Genomic DNA, 19729 nt, shown 5'->3' with positions numbered 1-19729 from the left:
GCCATGCGAGAGGTATGAAAAAAAGTCATAGCTTAAGGAGAAAGTTTCGTTTGTGCAAACTAGCCTTGCACGAAAGAATCTTGCTGTTTGCGTCTGCCTTTGCGCATCCGCGTTCCAATTCATAGGGGAATTCATGCAACGCCGTAATGTAGTCCTAGGCCTCTGTGTCGCCGCCGCGACCCTGGCCACGCCGCTGACCTCGGGCATCGCCCACGCCGAGGACGCCTACCCGAGCAAGCCGATCCGCCTGATCGTGCCGTTCCCGCCCGGCGGCACCACCGACATCGTCGGCCGCCTGTTCGCCGACAAGCTCGGCAAGGAACTGGGCCAGACCGTCGTCGTGGAAAACCGCGGCGGCGCCGGCGGCTCGATCGGCAGCGCGTTCGTCGCCAGCAGCGCGCCGGATGGCTACGTCCTGGGCATCGCCACCGTCAGCACGCACGGCATCAACCCGGCCATCTATCCGAACCTGCCGTTCGATGGCGAGAAGGACTTCACGCCCGTCTCGAACCTGGCCGCGGTTCCGAACATCATGACGATCAACCCGAAGGTGCAGGCCAAGGACATGGCTGAGTTCATCAAGCTGGCCAAGAGCCAGCCGGGCAAGCTGACCTATGCGTCGGCCGGCAACGGTTCGGTCTCGCACATGATGGGCGAGCTGTTCAAGATGGCCTCGGGCACCGACCTGATGCACGTGCCGTACCGCGGCGTCGGCCCGGCGCTGAACGACGCGCTGGCCGGCCAGGTCGACGTCATGTACGACAACCTGCCCTCGACCCTGCCGCACGTGCAGTCCGGCCGCCTGATCGCCATGGCCGTGGCCGCTCCCAAGCGCGTGGCCAGCCTGCCGAACGTGCCCACCTTCGCCGAAGTCGGCCTGCCCGCCGTCAACGACGCCTCGTGGTTCGGCCTGGTCGCCCCGGCCAAGCTGCCGGCCCCGATCCTGGCCAAGCTGAACGCCGCCGTGCAGAAGGTCAGCGCCGACGCCGACGTCAAGTCGCGCCTGGAAGCGCTGGGCGCCGAACCGGCCGCCAACAGCCCGGAAGCCTTCGCCAAGCAGATCGCCGCTGAAATCGCCAAGAACAAGCGCATCGCCAAAGAAGCCAACGTGAAGATCGACTGAGCGATCTTCGACCCCCGCCGCGCCCGCGCGGCGCGCGGGGGTCTCCGATTCACGAACGCACGACCCCTATATGCGAATCACCCAACCCCTGTCCTATCGGCTCGACCTCCCCTGGCAATATCCGAACTCGGCGCCCTCGGCGCCCCTGGTGCTGGATTCCCCGCACAGTGGCACCACCTACCCGCCCGACTTCGCGCCCGCCGTGGATTTCGGCGCCCTGCGCACCGCCGAGGACACCTGGGTTGACGATCTGTGGGGCGACGCCATCGACATGGGCGTGCCCATGATCGCCGCGAGCTTTCCGCGCGCCTACATCGATGCCAACCGCGCCCCCGACGAAATCGACGAACTGCTGCTGGACCGGTCCTGGCCCGGCGCGGTCAACGCCTCGCCCAAGGTCAAGCTGGGCAAGGGCCTGATCTGGCGCATGCTGGACGACGGCACGCCGCTGTACGACCGCAAGCTGAGCGTCGCGGAAGTGACGCATCGCATCGAGGCCTGCTGGAAGCCTTACCATGCCGCGCTCGGCCAGGTGCTCGACAGCGCCCACCAGAAGTTCGGCAAGGTCTGGCACATCAACTGCCACTCCATGCCCAGCGTCGCCGGCGCCTACGCCACCGACCGCCCCGGCCTGGTCCACCCCGACTTCGTGCTGGGCGACCGCGACGGCAGCACCAGCGACCCGGCCTTCCGCGAGTTCATCGCGGCCTGGCTGCGCGAACGCGGCTACAACGTGACCGTGAACGATCCCTACAAGGGTGTCGAACTGGTGCGCGCCTTCGGCCGTCCCCAGGAAGGCCGCCACAGCCTGCAGATCGAGATCAACCGCAAGCTTTACATGGATGAGGTCAGCCTGCGTCCGTCGGCCAACTACGGCCGCCTGAAAGCCGACCTGCGCGATCTCACCGCCGCGCTGATCGACTGGACTCGCGCGCAGACGGCCTGACGCCGGACGCCTGCGCGCAAGTGCCGGCCAGCAGCCCGTTGTCAGTCTGGCCGGTAGCACCGGGGCGCGAGCCCCTGGCCCCATGGGTTAACCCCATGGGGCTTTTCTTTGGGCGACGCACAAACTCCTCCCCTCGTCGTATATCCGTTATAACTACGGCGAACCTTCTGAGGAGAGGCGTCGATGCACATCGGGATACCAAAGGAAACCCGAGACGGGGAAACCCGTGTCGCAGCAACACCGGAGACCGTCAAGAAGTACGTAGGCGGCAAACACACCGTTGTCGTGGAGCGTGGCGCAGGCAGCGCGGCGCGCTACCCGGATGAAGCCTACGAGGCCGCCGGCGCCACGCTCGGCAGCGCCCAGGAGGCCTTGGGGGCGGAGCTGGTCCTGAAGGTTCGCGCGCCCTCCCCGGCCGAACTGCCGCAGATGAAGGCCGGCAGCGTGGTCATCGGCATGCTCGATCCGTTCGACGCCGACGGACTGGCGCAATTGGCCGCCGCCGGACTGACCGGCTTCGCGCTGGAAGCCGCGCCACGCATCACCCGCGCGCAAAGCCTGGACGTGCTTTCGTCGCAGGCCAACCTGGCCGGCTACAAGGCCGTGCTGCTGGCGGCGCACTACTACGGCCGCCTGATCCCCATGATGATGACCGCCGCCGGCACGCTCAAGGCCGCGCGCGCCGTGGTGCTGGGCACCGGCGTCGCCGGCCTGCAGGCCATCGCCACGGCCAAGCGCCTGGGCGCGGTGGTCGAGGCCTCCGACGTGCGGCCCGCCGCGCGCGAGCAGGTCGAATCGCTCGGCGCCAAGTTCATCGACGTGCCGTTCGAGACCGACGAGGAACGCGAGATCGCCCAGGGCGTGGGCGGCTACGCCCGCCCCATGCCGCCGGCCTGGATGGCGCGGCAGGCGACGCTGGTGTCGGAACGCTGCAAGCAGGCCGACATCGTCATCACCACCGCCCTCATTCCCGGCCGGCCCGCGCCCACGCTGGTGTCGGCCGAGACCGTCGCGGCGATGAAGCCCGGCTCGGTGCTGGTGGACCTGGCGGTCGAGCGTGGCGGCAACTGCCCGCTGTCCGAGAAAGGCAAGGTGGTCGAGAAGCACGGCGTGACCCTGGTCGGACTGACCAACCTGCCCGGCCTGGTCGCGACCGACGCGTCGGCGCTGTACGCACGCAACATCCTCGACTTCCTGAAACTCATCATCAATACGGACGGCGCGCTGGCGATCCAGCGCGACGATGAAATCGTGGCGGCCTGCCTGGTGTGCGAAGGCGGCAATGTGACGCGCGGGAGCTAAAGGCATGGAAGCGATCAACCCTACCCTGATGAATCTCATCATCTTCGTGCTGGCGATCTACGTCGGCTACCACGTGGTCTGGAACGTCACGCCCGCGCTGCACACCCCGCTGATGGCGGTGACCAACGCGATCTCGGCCATCATCATCGTCGGCGCCATGCTGGCGGCGGCGCTGACCGAAGGCGGACTGGCGCGCGGCATGGGCGTGTTCGCCGTGGCGCTGGCCGCGGTCAACGTGTTCGGCGGCTTCCTCGTCACGCGGCGCATGCTGGAAATGTTCAAGAAAAAGGACAGGAAGCCGGCCAAGGAGGAAGCGAAATGATCTCGCTGAACCTCGTCACGCTGCTCTACCTGGTTGCCTCGGTCTGCTTCATCCAGGCGCTCAAGGGCCTGTCGCATCCCACCACCTCGCGCCTGGGCAACGCCTTCGGCATGGCCGGCATGGCGATCGCGGTGCTGACCACCGGCGCGCTCATCGTCGGCCTGGCGCGCTCGGGCACCGCCGGCATCGGGCTGGGCTGGGTGCTGCTGGGGCTCCTGGTCGGCGGCTCGATCGGCACGCTGATGGCCAAGCGCGTCGAAATGACCAAGATGCCCGAGCTGGTGGCCTTCATGCACAGCATGATCGGCCTGGCGGCGGTCGCCATCGCCGTGGCGGTGGTGGCCGAGCCGCACGCCTTCGGCATCGTCACCGCCGGCACGCTGATCCCCACCGGCAACCGCTTCGAACTGTTCATCGGCACTTTCGTCGGCGCCATCACCTTCTCGGGTTCTGTGATCGCCTTCGGCAAGCTGTCGGGCAAATACAAGTTCCGGCTGTTCCAGGGGGCGCCGGTGGTGTTCCCCGGCCAGCACATGCTGAACCTGGCGCTCGCGCTGGTGATGCTGGCGATGGGCGTGTGGTTCATGCTGACGCAGGCATGGACGCCGTTCATCATCATGACGCTGATCGCCTTCGCGCTGGGCGTGCTGATCATCATCCCGATCGGCGGCGCCGATATGCCGGTGGTGGTGTCGATGCTGAACAGCTATTCGGGCTGGGCGGCGGCGGGCATCGGCTTCTCGCTCAACAACCCGATGCTGATCATCGCCGGTTCGCTGGTGGGTTCGTCCGGCGCCATCCTCTCGTACATCATGTGCAAGGCGATGAACCGCTCGTTCTTCAATGTGATCCTGGGCGGCTTCGGCGGCCAGGCGGGCGAGGCCGCGGCCGCCGGCGGCGGCCAGCAGCGCAGCGTCAAGTCGGGCAGCCCCGAGGACGCCGCGTTCCTGATGACCAACGCCGAAAGCGTCACCATCGTGCCAGGCTACGGTCTGGCGGTGGCCCGCGCCCAGCACGCGCTCAAGGAACTGGCCGAGAAGCTCACCGAACGCGGCGTGATGGTCAAGTACGCCATCCACCCGGTGGCGGGCCGCATGCCGGGCCACATGAACGTGCTGCTGGCCGAGGCCGAAGTGCCCTACGACCAGGTCTTCGAAATGGAAGACATCAACAGCGAATTCGGCCAGACCGATGTGGCGCTGGTGCTGGGCGCCAACGACGTGGTCAACCCGGCGGCCAAGAACGATCCCAAGTCACCGATTGCCGGCATGCCGATCCTGGAAGCCTACAAGGCCCGCACCGTGATCGTGAACAAGCGCTCGATGGCCTCCGGTTACGCCGGCCTGGACAACGAGCTGTTCTACATGGACCGCACCATGATGGTCTTCGGCGACGCCAAGAAGGTGTTGGAAGACATGGTCAAGGCCGTGGAATGAAGCGCCGGCCCCGCGATGCCCGGGCCTCGCGGGGCATTCCCGCAAGGCGCCGGCTCGCGCGCCGGGCCTGACGCCTTGGCACGCTAGGCGGCTGCCAGCCGCTCGTCCACGACTTCTATCCAGTGCCGCACCGGCGTGCCGATGCCGCTCTGCAAATGGCCGATGCAGCCGATGTTGGCCGACAGGATCACGTCCGGCGCGGCCGGGGCGATCGCGCCCAGCTTGCGGTCGCGCAGCGCCAGCGCGATCTCCGGATTCAACACCGAATACGCGCCGGCCGAACCACAGCACAGATGCTGCTCGGCAAACGGTTGCAGCTCGAATCCCAGGTCGACCAGCAGCCGCTCCGACAACGGCCTCAACCCCTGCCAGTGCTGCAGCGTGCAGGGTGGATGAAACGCTGCCCGCGTGCCCTTGTCGGCCAACCGCTGGCGTAGCTGCGCGGCATGCGGCGCGACGATTTCGGCCACGTCCTTGACCAGCGCCACAATGTCCGCCGCCCGCTGGGCATAGGCAGGATCCTGGCGCAGGTGATGCGCGTATTCCTTGACCATGGCGCCGCAGCCCGACGCGTTCATGACGATGGCTTCGACCGCGCCGTCCTTCACCAGCGGCCACCAGGCATCGATGTTGGCGCGCATCTGGTCGAGCGCGGCCGCCTGGGCATCCAGGTGGAAGCTGGCCGCGCCGCAGCAGCCCGCGCCCGGCGCGATGCGTGCGCCGATGCCGATGGCGTCCAGCACGCGGATGGTGGCGGCATCGATCGTCGGCATCATCGATGGCTGCACGCAACCGGCCAGCATCAGCACCTGCCGCGCATGTCCCGCCACCGGCGGCAAGGCGCCGGCGGCGCGGCGCTGCGGCACCTTGCGTTGCAGCGCGGGCGGCAGGATACCGCGCACCGCCTGCCCGAGCCGCATGGCGGGCCCGAACAGCGGCGACAGCATCGCCCGGCGCAACATCTTGCGCTTGGCCTTCTCGGCCCAGGGCCGCGGCACCCGTTCTTCAACGATCTGGCGGCCGATATCCACCAAATGGCCGTACGCCACGCCCGACGGACAGGTGGTCTCGCAATTGCGGCAGGTCAGGCAGCGGTCCAGGTGCTGCTGGGTCGAGCGGGTCGGCTCGGCGCCTTCCAGCACCTGCTTGATCAGGTAGATGCGACCGCGCGGGCTGTCGAGCTCGTCGCCCAGCACCTGGTAGGTGGGACAGGTGGCCGTGCAGAATCCGCAGTGCACGCAGCGCCGCAGGATGGCGTCGGCCTCTTTGCCCTGATCGGTATCGCGGGCCCAGGCTGCCAGATTGGTTTGCATGATGCCTATAGCTCCAGGACCAGCCGGCCGGGATTGAACAATCCCGCCGGATCGAGTTCTTGCTTGAGGCGGCGCGTGATCAGCGCCACGCCCGGCGCCAGCGGATGGAACACGCCGTCGGCCGGCGGCCTGGCACCGCCCGTGCGAAACAGCGTGGCATGGCCGCCGAGCCGCTGCGCCAGTTCACGCAGTTCGCCGGCATCCTGCGGCCCCGCCAGCCAGCGTTGGCCGCCGCCCCACTCCAGCAAGGTCTGACCGCTGCCGACCACCGCCGCTGTCGGCGGCAACGCCAGCCGCCACAAGGGCTGGCCCGGCGCGAAGAAAGGATGCGTCTGTTCGCGCAAGCCGCTCCACCACGCCTGAGCGGCCTCAGGGGCCAGCGGATCGCCGCCGACGACCTGCCGCGCGCTGGCGATGGCGGGCGGCGCGCCCGACAACCGCACATGCATGCGGCCCTCGTCGCCGGCCGTGCCGACCCAACTGGTGGCCGAGATCGGCAACGGCTTGCCGCGCCATAGCGCGAAGCTGGCCAACGCCTGGGTTTGCGTCGCCGGCAGCATCAGCGTCAATTCCTCCATCGGCCGCGGCGTCACCTTGAGCGACACCTCCAGGATGGCGCCGAAGATGCCGTGCGAACCGGCCAGCAAGCGCGAGACGTCATAGCCGGCCACGTTCTTCATGACCTCGCCGCCGAACGACAGCACGCGGCCGTCCGAATCCAGCAACTGCGCCCCCAGCACGAAATCGCGCAAGGCGCCCGCGCTCATGCGGCGCGGCCCCGACAGGCCGGCGGCCACGCAGCCGCCGATGGTGGCGGCGGGCGAAAAATGCGGCGGTTCGAAGGCCAGCATCTGGCCATGCTCGGCCAACGCCGCTTCCAGTTCGGCCAGGGGCGTGCCGGCCCTGACCGTCACCACCAGTTCGGACGGGTGATAGCTGACGATGCCGCGATACGGCGTCATGTCCAGCAGGCAATGGCCATCCTGCGGCGTCACCGGCCGGTAGTTGCCGTAGAACGCCTTGCTGCCGCCCCCCATGACGAACAGCGGCTTGTGACCGGCGCGAGCCGTCATGACCTGGTCGCACAATTCCGACAGGACGAAATCCATAAGGGAGAGGTCCTAGAAGCGTGCGAGATCCGGGAAGCGCAACTCGCCCGCGTGCACGTGCATCTTGCCGTATTCAGCGCAGCGGGCCAGCGTGGGGATGACCTTTTCGGGGTTGAGCAGGCATGGCGGATCGAAGGCCCGCTTGACCGCCAGGAACGCGTCGAGTTCTTCGCGAGAGAATTGCACGCACATTTGATTTATTTTCTCCATTCCCACACCGTGCTCTCCAGTCACGGTTCCTCCTACCTGCACGCACAGTTCGAGTATGGCCGCGCCAAACTTCTCGGCGCGTTCCACTTCGTCCGGTTTATTCGAATCGAACAGGATCAACGGATGCAGGTTGCCATCGCCCGCATGGAACACGTTGGCGCAGCGCAGGCCGAACTCGTCTTCCATTTGCTCGATGGCGCCCAGCACCCGGGCCAGATGACGGCGCGGAATCGTGCCGTCCATGCAGTAGTAATCGGGCGACACGCGCCCGGCGGCCGGAAACGCGTTCTTGCGTCCCGCCCAGAATTTGAGCCGCTCGGCCTCCGACGCCGACACCTGGCAGCGGGTGGCGCCGGCGGCGCGGAAGATGGCTTCCATGCGCGCGATCTCGTGCGCCACCTCGTCGGGCGTGCCGTCGGACTCGCACAGCAGGATGGCCTGCGCATCCATGTCGTAGCCGGCGCGCACGAACGGCTCGACCATGTGGGTCGCGCGCCGGTCCATCATCTCCAGGCCGGCGGGAATGATGCCGTCCGCGATCACCTGCGTTACCGCGTTGCCCGCGGCCTCGACGCTGGCAAAGCTCGCCATCACCACCTGCGCGCAGGCCGGCTTGGGAATCAGCTTGACGGTCACTTCGGTCACCACGCCCAGCATGCCTTCGGAACCGATGAACACCGACAGCAGATCCAGCCCCGGCGCGTCCGGCGCCTCGGAACCCAGTTCCACCACATCGCCGTCGATGGTCACCATGCGCACGCGCAGCACGTTGTGCACGGTCAGGCCATACTTCAGACAATGCACGCCGCCCGAGTTCTCGGCCACATTGCCGCCGATCGAACAGGCGATCTGGCTCGACGGATCCGGCGCGTAGTACAGGCCATAGGGCGCCGCGGCCTCGGAAATGGCCAGATTGCGCACACCCGGCTCGACCACCGCGGTGGCGCTGGCCAGGTCGATATGCTTGATGCGATTGAATTTGGAAAGACCGAGCAGCACGCCCTGGCTGTGCGGCATGGCGCCGCCCGACAGGCCGGTGCCGGCGCCGCGCGCCACCAGGGGCGCATTGAAGCGCTTGCAGATGCGCATCACGGCCTGCACCTGCTCCTCGGTCTCGGGCAGCGCCACCACCGCGGGCAGCGCCCGGTACAGCGACAGCCCGTCGCATTCGTAGGGACGCGTATCTTCCTCACGAAACAGCACGCAATGCGACGGCAGCGCGGCCGACAACGCCTCGACGAGTTGCTGCAACGAATAAGGCGCCTGCACTTGAGCCAGGCCGGTTTCGACCAGTGAATTCATGAGCGCAACAATAGCGCGACCGCAGGCTGGACGCAGGCCGGGATTTACCCGCATCCTTGCGTACGTCCAACGGCCGCGCGGTCCCGCAGACGTAACCAGCCGTAAAGCGCCAGGATCCGGAAAAGGTTCCGCTCGCGGCCGGCCAGGCGTCCATCGCGCCGTCTTTGCTTGAGAATGCTTGTCACCCGCGCCACACAGCGCGCTGCGCGCGCCGACAAAAAAAACGGCGGGTCGCCCCGCCGGTTTTCTCCTTGCGCCCTTCGGACGGCTTACCAGGACACGATCTTGCCCGGGTTGAGGATGTTGTTGGGATCGAATGCGTGCTTGAGGCTGCGCATCAGGTCGAGCGCGTCATCGCCATGCTCTTCGGCCATGAATTGCATCTTGTGCAGGCCGACGCCATGCTCGCCGGTGCAGGTGCCGTCGGCGGCGATCGCCCGGCGCACCAGGTTGTGGTTGATGGTTTCGGATTCCTGCCATTCGCGCTCGCTGTCGGCGTCCAGCAGCATCAGCACGTGGAAGTTGCCGTCGCCGACATGGCCGACGATGGTGTACGGGAAGCTGGCGCGGTCCAGTTCCTCGACCGTGTCGCGCACGCAGTCGGCCAGGCGCGAGATCGGCACGCACACATCGGTGGTGCTGGCGCGGCAGCCGGGGCGCAGTTGCAGGCCGGCGAAATAGGCGTTGTGGCGCGCGGTCCACAGGCGGCTGCGGTCCTCGGGACGCTCGGCCCACTCGAAGTCCATGCCGCCGTGCTCGGCGGTGATGGCCTGCACGGTCTCGGCCTGTTCCTGCACGCCCGCCGGGCTGCCGTGGAATTCGAACACCAGCAGCGGCGTTTCGCGCAGCGTCAGCTTGCTGTGCAGGTTGACGGCGCGCACGCTGGCCGCGTCCATGAACTCCACGCGCGCCACCGGCACGCCCATCTGGATGATCTCGATCACGCTCTGCACCGCGGCGTCGAGCGTGGGGAAGTTGCAGACCGCCGCCGACACGGCCTCGGGTTGCGGGTAAAGGCGCACGGTGACTTCGGTGATGATGCCGAGCGTGCCTTCGCTGCCGACGAAGATGCGGGTCAGGTCGTAGCCGGCCGACGACTTGCGGGCGCGGCCGGCGGTGCGCACGATGCGGCCGTCGGCGGTGACCACGGTCAGCGACATGACGTTCTCGCGCATGGTGCCGTAGCGCACGGCATTGGTGCCGGAGGCGCGCGTGGCGGCCATGCCGCCCAGGCTGGCGTCGGCGCCCGGATCGATCGGGAAGAACAGGCCGGTGCTGCGGATCTCTTCATTGAGCTGCTTGCGCAGCACGCCGGCCTGCACGGTGGCGGTCAGGTCTTCGGCGTTGACGGCCAGCACCTTGTTCATCTGCGACAGGTCCAGGCTGATGCCGCCCTGGATCGCAAGGATGTGACCTTCCAGCGACGATCCCGCGCCATAGGGAATCAGCGGCACGCGATGTTCGTTGCACAGCCGGGCGACTGCGGCGACTTCCTCGGTGCTCTGGGCGAAGACCACGGCATCGGGCAGCATCGCCGGATACGGCGATTCGTCGCGGCCATGGTGCTCGCGCACCGCGGAGGATTCGGAGAAACGATCGCCAAAGCGGGCGCGCAGGGCCTCGAGACAGGCGGCCGGCACCGCGCGGCGCAGCGATTCAGCGTGCAAGGGAGCGTTCATGATCAGCGGATTCTCGGATTGGGTAATCCGGTTATTCTACGCCGCCCGCCTTGCTGCGCCGCAAACCGCCCGCGTGGACGGCTTGCGGCCCGGCCGGCTCACTTGCCAGAGGTCAGCGCGACGCGGCGGCGCTCACGCACGGCGTGGGCCAGACGTTCGAGCACGGCCACCGACGCGTCCCAGTCGATGCAGCCATCGGTGATGCTCTGGCCGTACACCAGGGGTGTGCCCGGCACCATGTCCTGGCGGCCGCCCAGCAGATGGCTTTCGACCATTACACCGACCAGGCGCGCGTCGCCGGCTTCCATCTGGCGCGCCACGTCCTCGATCACCAGCGGCTGGTTTTCGGGCTTCTTGCTGCTGTTGGCGTGGCTGGCATCGATCATGATGCGCTGCGCCAGGCCGGCCTTGGCCATGTCCTGGCAGGCGGCGTCGACGCTGGCGGCATCGTAGTTCGGCGTCTTGCCGCCGCGCAGGATGACGTGACAGTCTTCGTTGCCGGCGGTCGAGACGATGGCCGAATGACCGCCCTTGGTCACCGACAGGAAATGGTGCGGCTGCGACGCCGCCTTGATCGCGTCGACCGCGATCTTCACATTGCCGTCCGTGCCATTCTTGAAACCCACCGGACACGACAGTCCGGACGCCAGTTCACGATGCACCTGGCTCTCTGTCGTGCGCGCCCCGATCGCCCCCCAGGAAACCAGGTCCGCAATATATTGCGGCGTAATCATGTCCAGGAACTCGCACCCCGCCGGCAGCCCCAGGCTGTTGATGTCCAGCAGCAGCTCGCGCGCCACGCGCACGCCCTTGTTGATATCGAAGCTGCCGTCCAGGTCCGGATCATTGATCAACCCCTTCCAGCCGACCGTGGTGCGCGGCTTTTCGAAATACACGCGCATGACGATTTCCAGATCCGCGCTGAGACGGTCGCGCACCGGCTTCAGGCGCTTGGCGTATTCAATGGCCGCGCGGGTGTCGTGAATCGAGCACGGGCCGATCACGACGATCATGCGGTCGTCCATGCCATGCAGGATGCGGTGCATCGACTGCCGGGCGGCGAATACGGTGTCGGAGGCCTCTTTGGTGCAGGCGAACTCGCGCATGACATGCGCGGGCGGATTCAGTTCTTTGATTTCTCGGATGCGAAGGTCGTCGGTATTGTGTGACACGGTACTGCTCCTGGGTTTCCCGCCACCGGGATCGGTCCCGGGGTTGTTCCTCAAGCTGACGGCACAAAAAAAGCCGCCAGTTCGCTGGCGGCTTTTTTGGGGGGATTCTTTCCAAACTTCAGATTGAGCGCTTCCCTTCCTCCGCCAGCGGCTTCAGAAAACCAAAAAAATAAAAGTAAAAGGCGGGGGAAGCGAATTTCATGGGAAAAGACTCTAGCACAATTTTTTCGGGCCGTCACGCCGCTTTTCAAGGCGCCATGGCGGCCCGCAAATGACCCGGCGCGGGAGGCTGCCGGGCGGTCAGGCCGTCCCGCCCACCGTCAGACCTTCCATGCGGAGCGTGGGCATGCCCACGCCCACCGGCACGCTCTGACCATCCTTGCCACACGTGCCCACGCCCGAATCCAGCTTCAGGTCGTCACCGATCATGGTGACGCGCGTCATGGCATCGGGGCCGTTACCGATCAGCGTGGCGCCCTTGACCGGATACGTCACCTTGCCGTCCTCGATCATGTAGGCCTCGGAGGCCGAGAACACGAACTTGCCGCTGGTGATGTCGACCTGGCCGCCACCGAAGTTGACCGCATACAGCCCCCGCTTGACGGAGGCAATGATTTCCTCGGGCGCCTTGTCGCCGGCCAGCATGTAGGTGTTGGTCATGCGCGGCATCGGCAGGTGCGCGAACGATTCGCGGCGGCCGTTGCCGGTGGCCGCCGTCTTCATCAGGCGGGCATTCAGGGTGTCCTGCATGTAACCGCGCAGGATGCCGTCTTCGATCAGCACGTTGCGCTGGGTCGCATTGCCCTCGTCGTCGATATTGAGCGAGCCGCGGCGGTCGGGAATGGTGCCGTCGTCGACCACGGTCACGCCCTTGGACGCGACGCGCTCGCCGATGCGGCCCGAGAACACACTGGAGCCCTTGCGATTGAAGTCGCCCTCCAGGCCGTGCCCCACCGCTTCGTGCAGCAGGATGCCCGGCCAGCCCGACCCCAGCACCACGGTCATTTCGCCAGCCGGCGCGGGGCGGGCTTCGAGGTTGACCATGGCTTCATGCACGGCGCGCTCGACGTAGCCCTGCAGCATTTCGTCGGTGAAATACGCCAGTCCCAGGCGCCCGCCCCCCCCGGCATGGCCCATTTCGCGACGGCCGTTGCGCTCGGCGATCACGGTCAGCGACAGGCGCACCAGCGGCCGCACGTCGGCGGCCAGGCGACCATCGCTGCCCGCCACCAGCACCACGTCGTACTCGGCGCCCAGGCCGGCCATGACCTGGATCACGTGCGGGTCGCGGGCCCGGGCCATGCGTTCGATGCGTTCGAGCAGCGCAACCTTCTCGGGGGCGCTCAGCGTCGCCACCGGATCGATATCGGCATACAGGCTGCGGCCCATCTCGGCCTCGACCTGCGCCGCCACCTTGACCTTGCCGGCGCCGCGGCGGGCAATGCCACGCACCGCGTGGGCAGACGACAGCAAGGCGTCGGCCGAAAGCGAATCGGAATACGCGAAAGCGGTTTTCTCGCCGCTCACGGCGCGCACGCCGACACCCTGGCTGATCGAGAAGCTGCCGGTCTTGACGATGCCTTCTTCCAGGCTCCAGCCTTCGCTGCGGGTGTACTGGAAATACAGATCGGCGTAGTCGACCTTGTGGGTGAAGATTTCGCCGAGCGCGCGCGCCATGTCGGCCTCGGTCAGTCCCCAGGGGTCGAGCAACAGCGATTTGGCGGTGGCCAGGGATGCAATAGCGGGATCGGTGATTTTCATAGGACTCTGTTGGGAGGCGCCGGCGCGGACACGCGGCTGCCAGGACGCTCAAGGCTATATCGTACCGCCGACACGGGCCCGGCGTCGCGGGCCGCGAATATTGCCTAGCAAGTTAACCAATCAGGGCGTGTTCCAAACTCGCGTCGCCATGGCGGGCAAAATATGCTGGCGCCGCCGCAGATAACCAGAATCCGTTCACACCGGCGCTGATCCGAGGGGGGCCAAGCTGGAACGCAAGCTTGTCATACAACTTGGCAACAAAATGAAGCCAACAACAAAACGACGGGAATCCGCACGCCCGCATAACTTTCTCGAAGGGTGGGAATGAAAATCCGCATACCCCTGGGAAACCGCGTGAATACGTGCGCCGCCCGGTCATCCGACCTCTTCAGGAATCGCGCCGATATGCCCCGAGGGCGCGTTGGAAAACCCAGGCGACACTTTCTTACTCGCCGCTGAAAAACCCGGATCTTTCCCCATCCGCGCGCTTCATGAAACAAAAATCCGCGATCCAGACAGGAAGAGTGTCGTATTCGTCCGCCCTGTGAACCAAAGCCGCCGCTGTTTCAATTAGTCCCAAATTTGAGAATAGGCTTCCCAATACTTGTTCCTGACGAGAATCCGCAAGCCTAAAGACTCTCTGGCAGTTTTGATACAAAGTAATTAGTCCAGGACTGCGGCACACGGGCGGCAATTTCTGTATTATGCGAGGCACAACAAATACACCTAACTCCGCCGGCGATTAAAGCAGTTCCATAATCAGGAATAACCATGGCCCGAGAAACCTACGCAGCTCTGCAAGCAAAGATCGAAAAGGAAATCAACAAGCTCCAAAAGAAGGCTGAAATCCTTCAAACCAAGCGTCGCAAGCCGGTGATCACCTCGATCATCACCTCGATGCGCGAGTACGACATCACCCCCGAAGAGATCGCCGCCGCCTACGGCGCCGGCAAGCCTGTCCGCGCCACGACCGGCGGCCGCCGCAAGGCTGGCGCCGCCGCCCGTCCCGCCAACGCCGCCAAACGCGCCGTTGCGCCCAAGTACCGTCATCCCCAAACCGGGGAGACCTGGAGCGGCCGTGGCAAGGCGCCGCGCTGGCTCGCCGCGGAAGAAGCCGCCGGCGCCACGCGCGACAGTTTCCTCATCAAGGAATAAAACCTATTTTTCAGTAAGAAAAATAAGGGCGCACCAAAATGGTGCGCCCTTATTATTTTAGAACGGTTGCCGGGGCCGCTGAAATTCACCGCACGGGGAATTGGATTTCACGCTCGGCACCATTATTGCCTGGAAAGTTGTCAAATATTGCACGCACCAGATAGGGCATCATGCGGACGAAATTGTCCTGCTCGCTGAGTATGAAGGCGCTGGAGCGGTAGACCTCGGCGCCGCCCCGCTGGCTGTCGTGGATCTGCAGCGTGAGGGTATTGCGCTGGGCCACTACCGGCACATCGACCCATTCCGGCCCCCAGTAGCCATAGTAGCCACCCCAGGGACGCGGGCCATAGAAACCACCGTAGCCATACCCCCCATTGAAATACGGGTCATACGGACGCCGCACCATGACTTGGGTCTGCGTCGTGCCATAGCGGAACGACACGTTGAAACGGGCCTTGGCGCCCGCCGGGGCTTCCACCAGCCCGGTGGCGCCGATGCCGGCGCGCACCATGTCCTGGTAGGACTGATATTCAAGGTTATTGGCCTGCGAGGGGTCGGCCGGCACGAACTGGTAGGTCTGGCCTTCTACACCGCTGGGCCATTGCTGGAACGAGGTGACGCGCGCCGAGACGGTGGGGGTGGCGCATCCGCTCAGCACCAGCGCCCCCAATACAGCCAGGATGGCGGCCCAACGGCCGGTATTGAACGGGAAAGAACGGGACATTTGCAGCTCCTCATTGCGCGCAACGGCGCCCATCATACTGAGCTTTGACCGCGCGGGATGCCGAAAGTTTACGCCCGGGCCAGACCGGTGCGCCTGCGCGCCGCGGCCCAGCCACTACAATAGGACTCTCGTTCATACAGGACTGCAATCCCATGCGCACCGACACGCCCGTTACCGTATACCGCAAGGATTACCAGCCCTACCCCTACGACATTCCGCAAGTCTCCCTGGCCTTCGACCTGGCGCCCGACAGCACCGAGGTGCGCTGCGTCATGCAGGTGCGGCGCAAAGCCGACGCCAGTGCCGACGCCGCCCTGGTGCTGGACGGCGAAGAGCTGGAACTCGTCTCGGTAGGCGTGAACGGCCAGGCGCTGCCGGCCGATCGCTACCATCTGTCCGAACACAGCCTGGCGCTGTATGGCCTGCCGGCAGAGGCGAGCGTGGAGATCGTCAGCCGCTGCAAGCCTTCGGCCAATTCCACCCTGATGGGCCTGTATGTCTCGGGCGGCAATTTCTTCACCCAGTGCGAAGCCGAGGGCTTTCGCCGCATCACCTGGTTCGCCGACCGCCCCGATGTGATGTCGCGCTACCACGTGACCTTGCGCGCCGCGCCGGCCTACCCGGTGCTGCTGTCCAACGGCAACCTGGTCGCTTCGCGCCAGTTGCCCGACGGCCGCAACGAGGTCGAATGGGAAGACCCGTTCCCCAAGCCCTGCTATCTGTTCGCCCTGGTGGGCGGCAACCTGACCCACCGCGAGACCACCGTCAAGACCGCCAGCGGCCGCGATGTGCTGTTGCAGGTCTACAGCGATCCGGGCGCCGAAACCAAGACCGAATGGGCGCTGGATTCCCTGGTGCGGGCGCTGCGCTGGGACGAAACCCGCTTCGGCCTGGAGCTCGACCTGGACCGCTTCATGGTGGTGGCCGTCCATGATTTCAACATGGGCGCGATGGAGAACAAGGGCCTGAACATTTTCAATGCCGCTTACGTGCTGGCGGACGCGGACACCGCTACCGACGCCAACTACGAGGGCATCGAATCGGTCATCGGCCACGAGTATTTCCACAACTGGACCGGCAACCGCGTGACCTGCCGCGATTGGTTCCAGTTGAGCCTGAAGGAAGGCCTGACGGTGTTCCGTGACCAGGAATTCAGCGCCGACATGATGGCGCAGGGCATGGACGAGACCGCCGCCGCCAGCGCCCGCGCGGTCAAGCGCATCGACGACGTGGTGACCTTGCGCGCGGCGCAGTTCCCCGAGGACGCGGGCCCGATGGCACACCCGATCCGTCCCGACAGCTACCAGGAAATCGGCAATTTCTATACCGCCACGGTGTACGAGAAAGGCGCCGAGGTCATCCGCATGCAGCACACGCTGCTGGGCGAAGCGGGCTTTCGCGCCGGCATGGACGAGTATTTCCGCCGCCACGACGGCCAGGCCGTGACCTGCGACGACTTCGTGGCCGCCATGGAATCGGTCTACACACGCCAGCATCCGGGGCGCGACCTGTCCGTGTTCCGCAACTGGTATCGCCAGGCCGGCACGCCGCGCGTCACGGTCAAGCTGACGCACGATGCCGCCGCGCGCCGCTGCACCGTGACGCTGTCGCAGCAATGCCAGCCGGTCGGCGTCGAGAAAAAGGCGGCCGGCTTCGTCAAGGCGCCGTATCACATCCCCTTCGCCATCGGCCTGCTGGATCGCAGCGGCCGCGCCCTGCCCTTGCGCCATGACGGCGCGGTCAAGGACACCGCGCTGCTGGAACTGACGACCGAGAGCCAGCAATGGCATTTCGACGGCATCGACGAGATGCCGGTGCCGTCGCTGCTGCGCGATTTTTCCGCGCCCGTGATCGTCGATTACGACTGGACCGACGAGGAACTGGCCCTGCTGTCGGCGCATGATGGCAACCCCTTCGCGCGCTGGGAGGCCGGCCAGGAACTGGCCACGCGCCAGATCCTGGCATTGGCCGAGGCGCGCCAGGCCGGCCGCACGTTGCATGCAGATCCGGCCTTCATCGCCGCCTGGCGCGCGCTGTTGACCGACCCGGCGCTGGACGCCGCCTACCGCGCCCGCGCCCTGGCGCTGCCGTCGGAAAAGACCCTGGCCGAACGCATGCTGGCGGTCGACCCGCCCGCCTTGGCGGTGGCGCGCGACTTCCTGCGCGCCGAGCTGGGCCGGCAACTGGCGGCGGAGTTCCGCCAGGCCTTCGACGCCAACCAGACGCCGGGCGAATACAGCCCCGCGCCGGTGCCGGCCGGCAAGCGCGCCCTGAAGAACCTGGCGCTCGGCCACCTCATGGCGGGCGGCGAACACGAGGCGCAACGCCTGGCCGAACAGCAGTACGAGCACGCCGGCAACATGACCGACAGCATGGCGGCGTTGTCGGCCCTGATCAATTACGGCCAGGGCGACTTCCCGCAACAGGCGCTGGCGGCGTTCTACGACAAATGGCACGACAACGCGCTGGTGGTGGACAAGTGGTTCGCCCTCCAGGCCGCCGCGCGCTACACCACGGTGCAGACCGCGCGCGAGTTGATGACGCACCCGGCGTTCACGTTGCGCAACCCAAACCGGGCGCGCGCGCTGATTTTCCAGTTCTGCCTGAACAATGCCCGCGGCATGCACCACCCCGACGGATCGGGCTACGCGTTCTGGGCAGACCAGGTGCTGGCGCTGGACGCGCTCAATCCGGAAATCGCCGCGCGCCTGGCGCGCGCGCTCGACAACTGGGCGCGCTACGTGCCTGCCCTGCGCGGTCCCATGCAGCAAGCCCTGCAGCGGGTGCGCGCCCACGATGGGCTGTCGCGCAACGTGCAGGAAATCGTATCCAAGGCTTTAGAATTCGCAGCATAGGGAGAACCTCTTGAAACGTAAAACACTTACCCAATACCTGGTGGAGCAGCAACGCTCCGCGCAGGCCCTGGCCCCGGAAGTGCGGCTGCTGATCGAAGTGGTGGCGCGCGCCTGCAAGGCGATCAGTCACGCCGTCAGCAAGGGCGCGCTCGGCGGCGTGCTCGGCAGCCTCGAAAGCGAGAACGTGCAGGGCGAAGTGCAGAAGAAGCTGGACGTGCTGTCCAACGAGATCCTGCTGGAAGCCAACGAATGGGGCGGCCACCTGGCGGCCATGGCGTCGGAAGAGATGGAGACCATCCACCTGATTCCGAACCGTTATCCCAAGGGCGAATACCTGCTGCTGTTCGATCCCCTGGACGGCTCGTCGAACATCGACGTGAACGTGTCGATCGGCACCATCTTCTCGGTGCTGCACGCGCCCCACAACGTGTCGGGCGCGCCGGTCTGTGAGGCCGACTTCCTGCAGCCGGGCAACAAGCAGGTGGTGGCCGGCTACGCCGTCTACGGCCCGCAGACCATGCTGGTGCTGACCATCGGCAACGGCGTGGTGGGCTTCACGCTGGACCGCGAAATGGGATCGTGGGTGCTGACCCACGAGAACATCCGCGTGCCCGAGGACACCAAGGAATTCGCCATCAACATGTCGAACATGCGTCACTGGGCGGCCCCGGTCAAGCGCTATATCGACGACTGCCTGGCCGGCGCCACGGGCCCGCTGGGCAAGGATTACAACATGCGCTGGATCGCCTCGATGGTGGCCGACGTGCATCGCATCCTGACCCGCGGCGGCATCTTCATGTACCCGTGGGACGCGCGCGAGCCCGGCAAGGCCGGCAAGCTGCGCCTGATGTACGAAGCCAACCCCATGAGCTTCCTGATCGAGCAGGCCGGCGGCGCCGCGATCAACGGCACCCAGCGCATCCTGGACATCCAGCCGGAAAAACTGCACCAGCGCGTCAGCGTGATCCTGGGTTCGAAAAACGAAGTCGAGCGCGTGGGCCGCTACCACGCCGAAGACGCGGGCAAGTAAGCCGCGAGCCAAGCAAAAAACCCCGGCCTCGGCCGGGGTTTTGCATGCAGGTCTGGCGAAGGGTTACTTGACCTCTTCGATCGACTTCACATCGTCCTTGTTGATCTGGACCTTCTTGCCGTCCTTATCGTACTCGTACATGCCGGACTTCTTGTCGTAGGTCGGCTCGTCGGGCGTCACTGTCGAGGTTCCGTCGCGTTGCTGAATAACCGAGGGCGACGAGCATCCGGCCAGCACCCCTACTCCGGTCACCACCAGGGCCAACGTCATGGTCTTCAGATTCATGGGCG

At 66.0% G+C, this 19729-nt stretch carries 16 protein-coding genes; 8 read left to right on the top strand and 8 right to left on the bottom strand.

Annotated features, from left to right (window positions below; translation table 11 throughout):
* Positions 1–133 precede the first annotated feature (133 nt).
* From ACN6O8_RS02470 to ACN6O8_RS02450, 5 genes are all read left to right on the top strand, one after another.
* The gene (locus ACN6O8_RS02470; RefSeq protein ID WP_427989476.1) at positions 134–1123 is read left to right on the top strand and encodes a Bug family tripartite tricarboxylate transporter substrate binding protein; all 990 of its coding nucleotides are present in this window, start codon (positions 134–136) and stop codon (positions 1121–1123) included.
* Positions 1124–1193: 70 nt separating this feature from the next.
* Positions 1194–2069 (top strand): N-formylglutamate amidohydrolase, encoded by an 876-nt coding sequence (locus tag ACN6O8_RS02465; protein WP_427989475.1) that lies wholly within the window; start codon positions 1194–1196, stop codon positions 2067–2069.
* Between the two features lie 183 nt (positions 2070–2252).
* Positions 2253–3371, top strand: coding sequence for a Re/Si-specific NAD(P)(+) transhydrogenase subunit alpha (locus ACN6O8_RS02460; RefSeq protein WP_427989474.1), 1119 nt, complete (start codon positions 2253–2255; stop codon positions 3369–3371).
* 4 nt (positions 3372–3375) lie between these two features.
* Entirely contained in the window at positions 3376–3693 is a 318-nt protein-coding gene (locus tag ACN6O8_RS02455) for an NAD(P) transhydrogenase subunit alpha (protein WP_006388447.1), read from the top strand.
* Positions 3690–5129 (top strand): NAD(P)(+) transhydrogenase (Re/Si-specific) subunit beta, encoded by a 1440-nt coding sequence (locus ACN6O8_RS02450; protein ID WP_427989473.1) that lies wholly within the window; start codon positions 3690–3692, stop codon positions 5127–5129. Before ACN6O8_RS02455 ends, ACN6O8_RS02450 begins: the two co-directional genes overlap by 4 nt.
* Before the next feature lie 83 nt (positions 5130–5212).
* Here the strand turns inward: ACN6O8_RS02450 and glcF are convergent, their stop codons facing one another.
* The 6 genes from glcF to tldD all read right to left on the bottom strand — a co-directional run bounded on the left by glcF (position 5213) and on the right by tldD (position 13675).
* Positions 5213–6442 carry a glycolate oxidase subunit GlcF gene (glcF, locus tag ACN6O8_RS02445; protein ID WP_427989472.1) on the bottom strand — a complete coding sequence of 410 codons (1230 nt, stop codon included), beginning with the start codon at positions 6440–6442 and terminating at the stop codon, positions 5213–5215.
* A gap of 5 nt (positions 6443–6447) precedes the next feature.
* Positions 6448–7551, bottom strand: a complete 1104-nt coding sequence (glcE, locus tag ACN6O8_RS02440; protein ID WP_427989471.1) for a glycolate oxidase subunit GlcE — start codon at positions 7549–7551, stop codon at positions 6448–6450.
* A gap of 12 nt (positions 7552–7563) precedes the next feature.
* Positions 7564–9063 carry an FAD-linked oxidase C-terminal domain-containing protein gene (locus ACN6O8_RS02435; protein WP_427989469.1) on the bottom strand — a complete coding sequence of 500 codons (1500 nt, stop codon included), beginning with the start codon at positions 9061–9063 and terminating at the stop codon, positions 7564–7566.
* Positions 9064–9332: 269 nt separating this feature from the next.
* Entirely contained in the window at positions 9333–10742 is a 1410-nt protein-coding gene (locus ACN6O8_RS02430; protein WP_427989468.1) for an FAD-binding oxidoreductase, read from the bottom strand.
* A 98-nt stretch (positions 10743–10840) separates the two neighbouring features.
* The gene (gene aroG / locus ACN6O8_RS02425) at positions 10841–11914 is read right to left on the bottom strand and encodes a 3-deoxy-7-phosphoheptulonate synthase AroG (protein ID WP_427989467.1); all 1074 of its coding nucleotides are present in this window, start codon (positions 11912–11914) and stop codon (positions 10841–10843) included.
* A gap of 300 nt (positions 11915–12214) precedes the next feature.
* Positions 12215–13675, bottom strand: a complete 1461-nt coding sequence (gene tldD / locus ACN6O8_RS02420; protein WP_427989466.1) for a metalloprotease TldD — start codon at positions 13673–13675, stop codon at positions 12215–12217.
* Between the two features lie 771 nt (positions 13676–14446).
* Between tldD and ACN6O8_RS02415 the strand changes: the two genes are divergently transcribed.
* Complete coding sequence (locus tag ACN6O8_RS02415; protein ID WP_427989465.1) at positions 14447–14830, top strand: H-NS family nucleoid-associated regulatory protein; 384 nt, start codon at positions 14447–14449, stop codon at positions 14828–14830.
* An 85-nt stretch (positions 14831–14915) separates the two neighbouring features.
* On the opposite strand, the gene ACN6O8_RS02410 is transcribed toward ACN6O8_RS02415, so the two are convergent.
* The gene (locus ACN6O8_RS02410; RefSeq protein WP_427989464.1) at positions 14916–15554 is read right to left on the bottom strand and encodes a DUF4136 domain-containing protein; all 639 of its coding nucleotides are present in this window, start codon (positions 15552–15554) and stop codon (positions 14916–14918) included.
* 152 nt (positions 15555–15706) lie between these two features.
* Here ACN6O8_RS02410 and pepN point away from each other — a divergent pair, with 152 nt between their 5' ends.
* Both pepN and ACN6O8_RS02400 read left to right on the top strand, forming a co-directional pair.
* Positions 15707–18409 (top strand): aminopeptidase N, encoded by a 2703-nt coding sequence (gene pepN / locus ACN6O8_RS02405; RefSeq protein WP_427989463.1) that lies wholly within the window; start codon positions 15707–15709, stop codon positions 18407–18409.
* Positions 18410–18419: 10 nt separating this feature from the next.
* On the top strand, positions 18420–19439 hold the full coding sequence (locus tag ACN6O8_RS02400; protein WP_427989462.1) for a class 1 fructose-bisphosphatase: 1020 nt from the start codon (positions 18420–18422) through the stop codon (positions 19437–19439).
* A gap of 63 nt (positions 19440–19502) precedes the next feature.
* On the opposite strand, the gene ACN6O8_RS02395 is transcribed toward ACN6O8_RS02400, so the two are convergent.
* Positions 19503–19724 carry a YgdI/YgdR family lipoprotein gene (locus ACN6O8_RS02395; RefSeq protein ID WP_006388435.1) on the bottom strand — a complete coding sequence of 74 codons (222 nt, stop codon included), beginning with the start codon at positions 19722–19724 and terminating at the stop codon, positions 19503–19505.
* Positions 19725–19729 lie beyond the last annotated feature (5 nt).

The sequence above is a fragment of the Achromobacter sp. genome (assembly GCF_050285565.1).
GTDB lineage: Bacteria > Pseudomonadota > Gammaproteobacteria > Burkholderiales > Burkholderiaceae_B > Achromobacter.
Note: the sequence above shows the minus strand (reverse complement) of the source record. Positions and strands in the feature narration are given on the sequence as shown.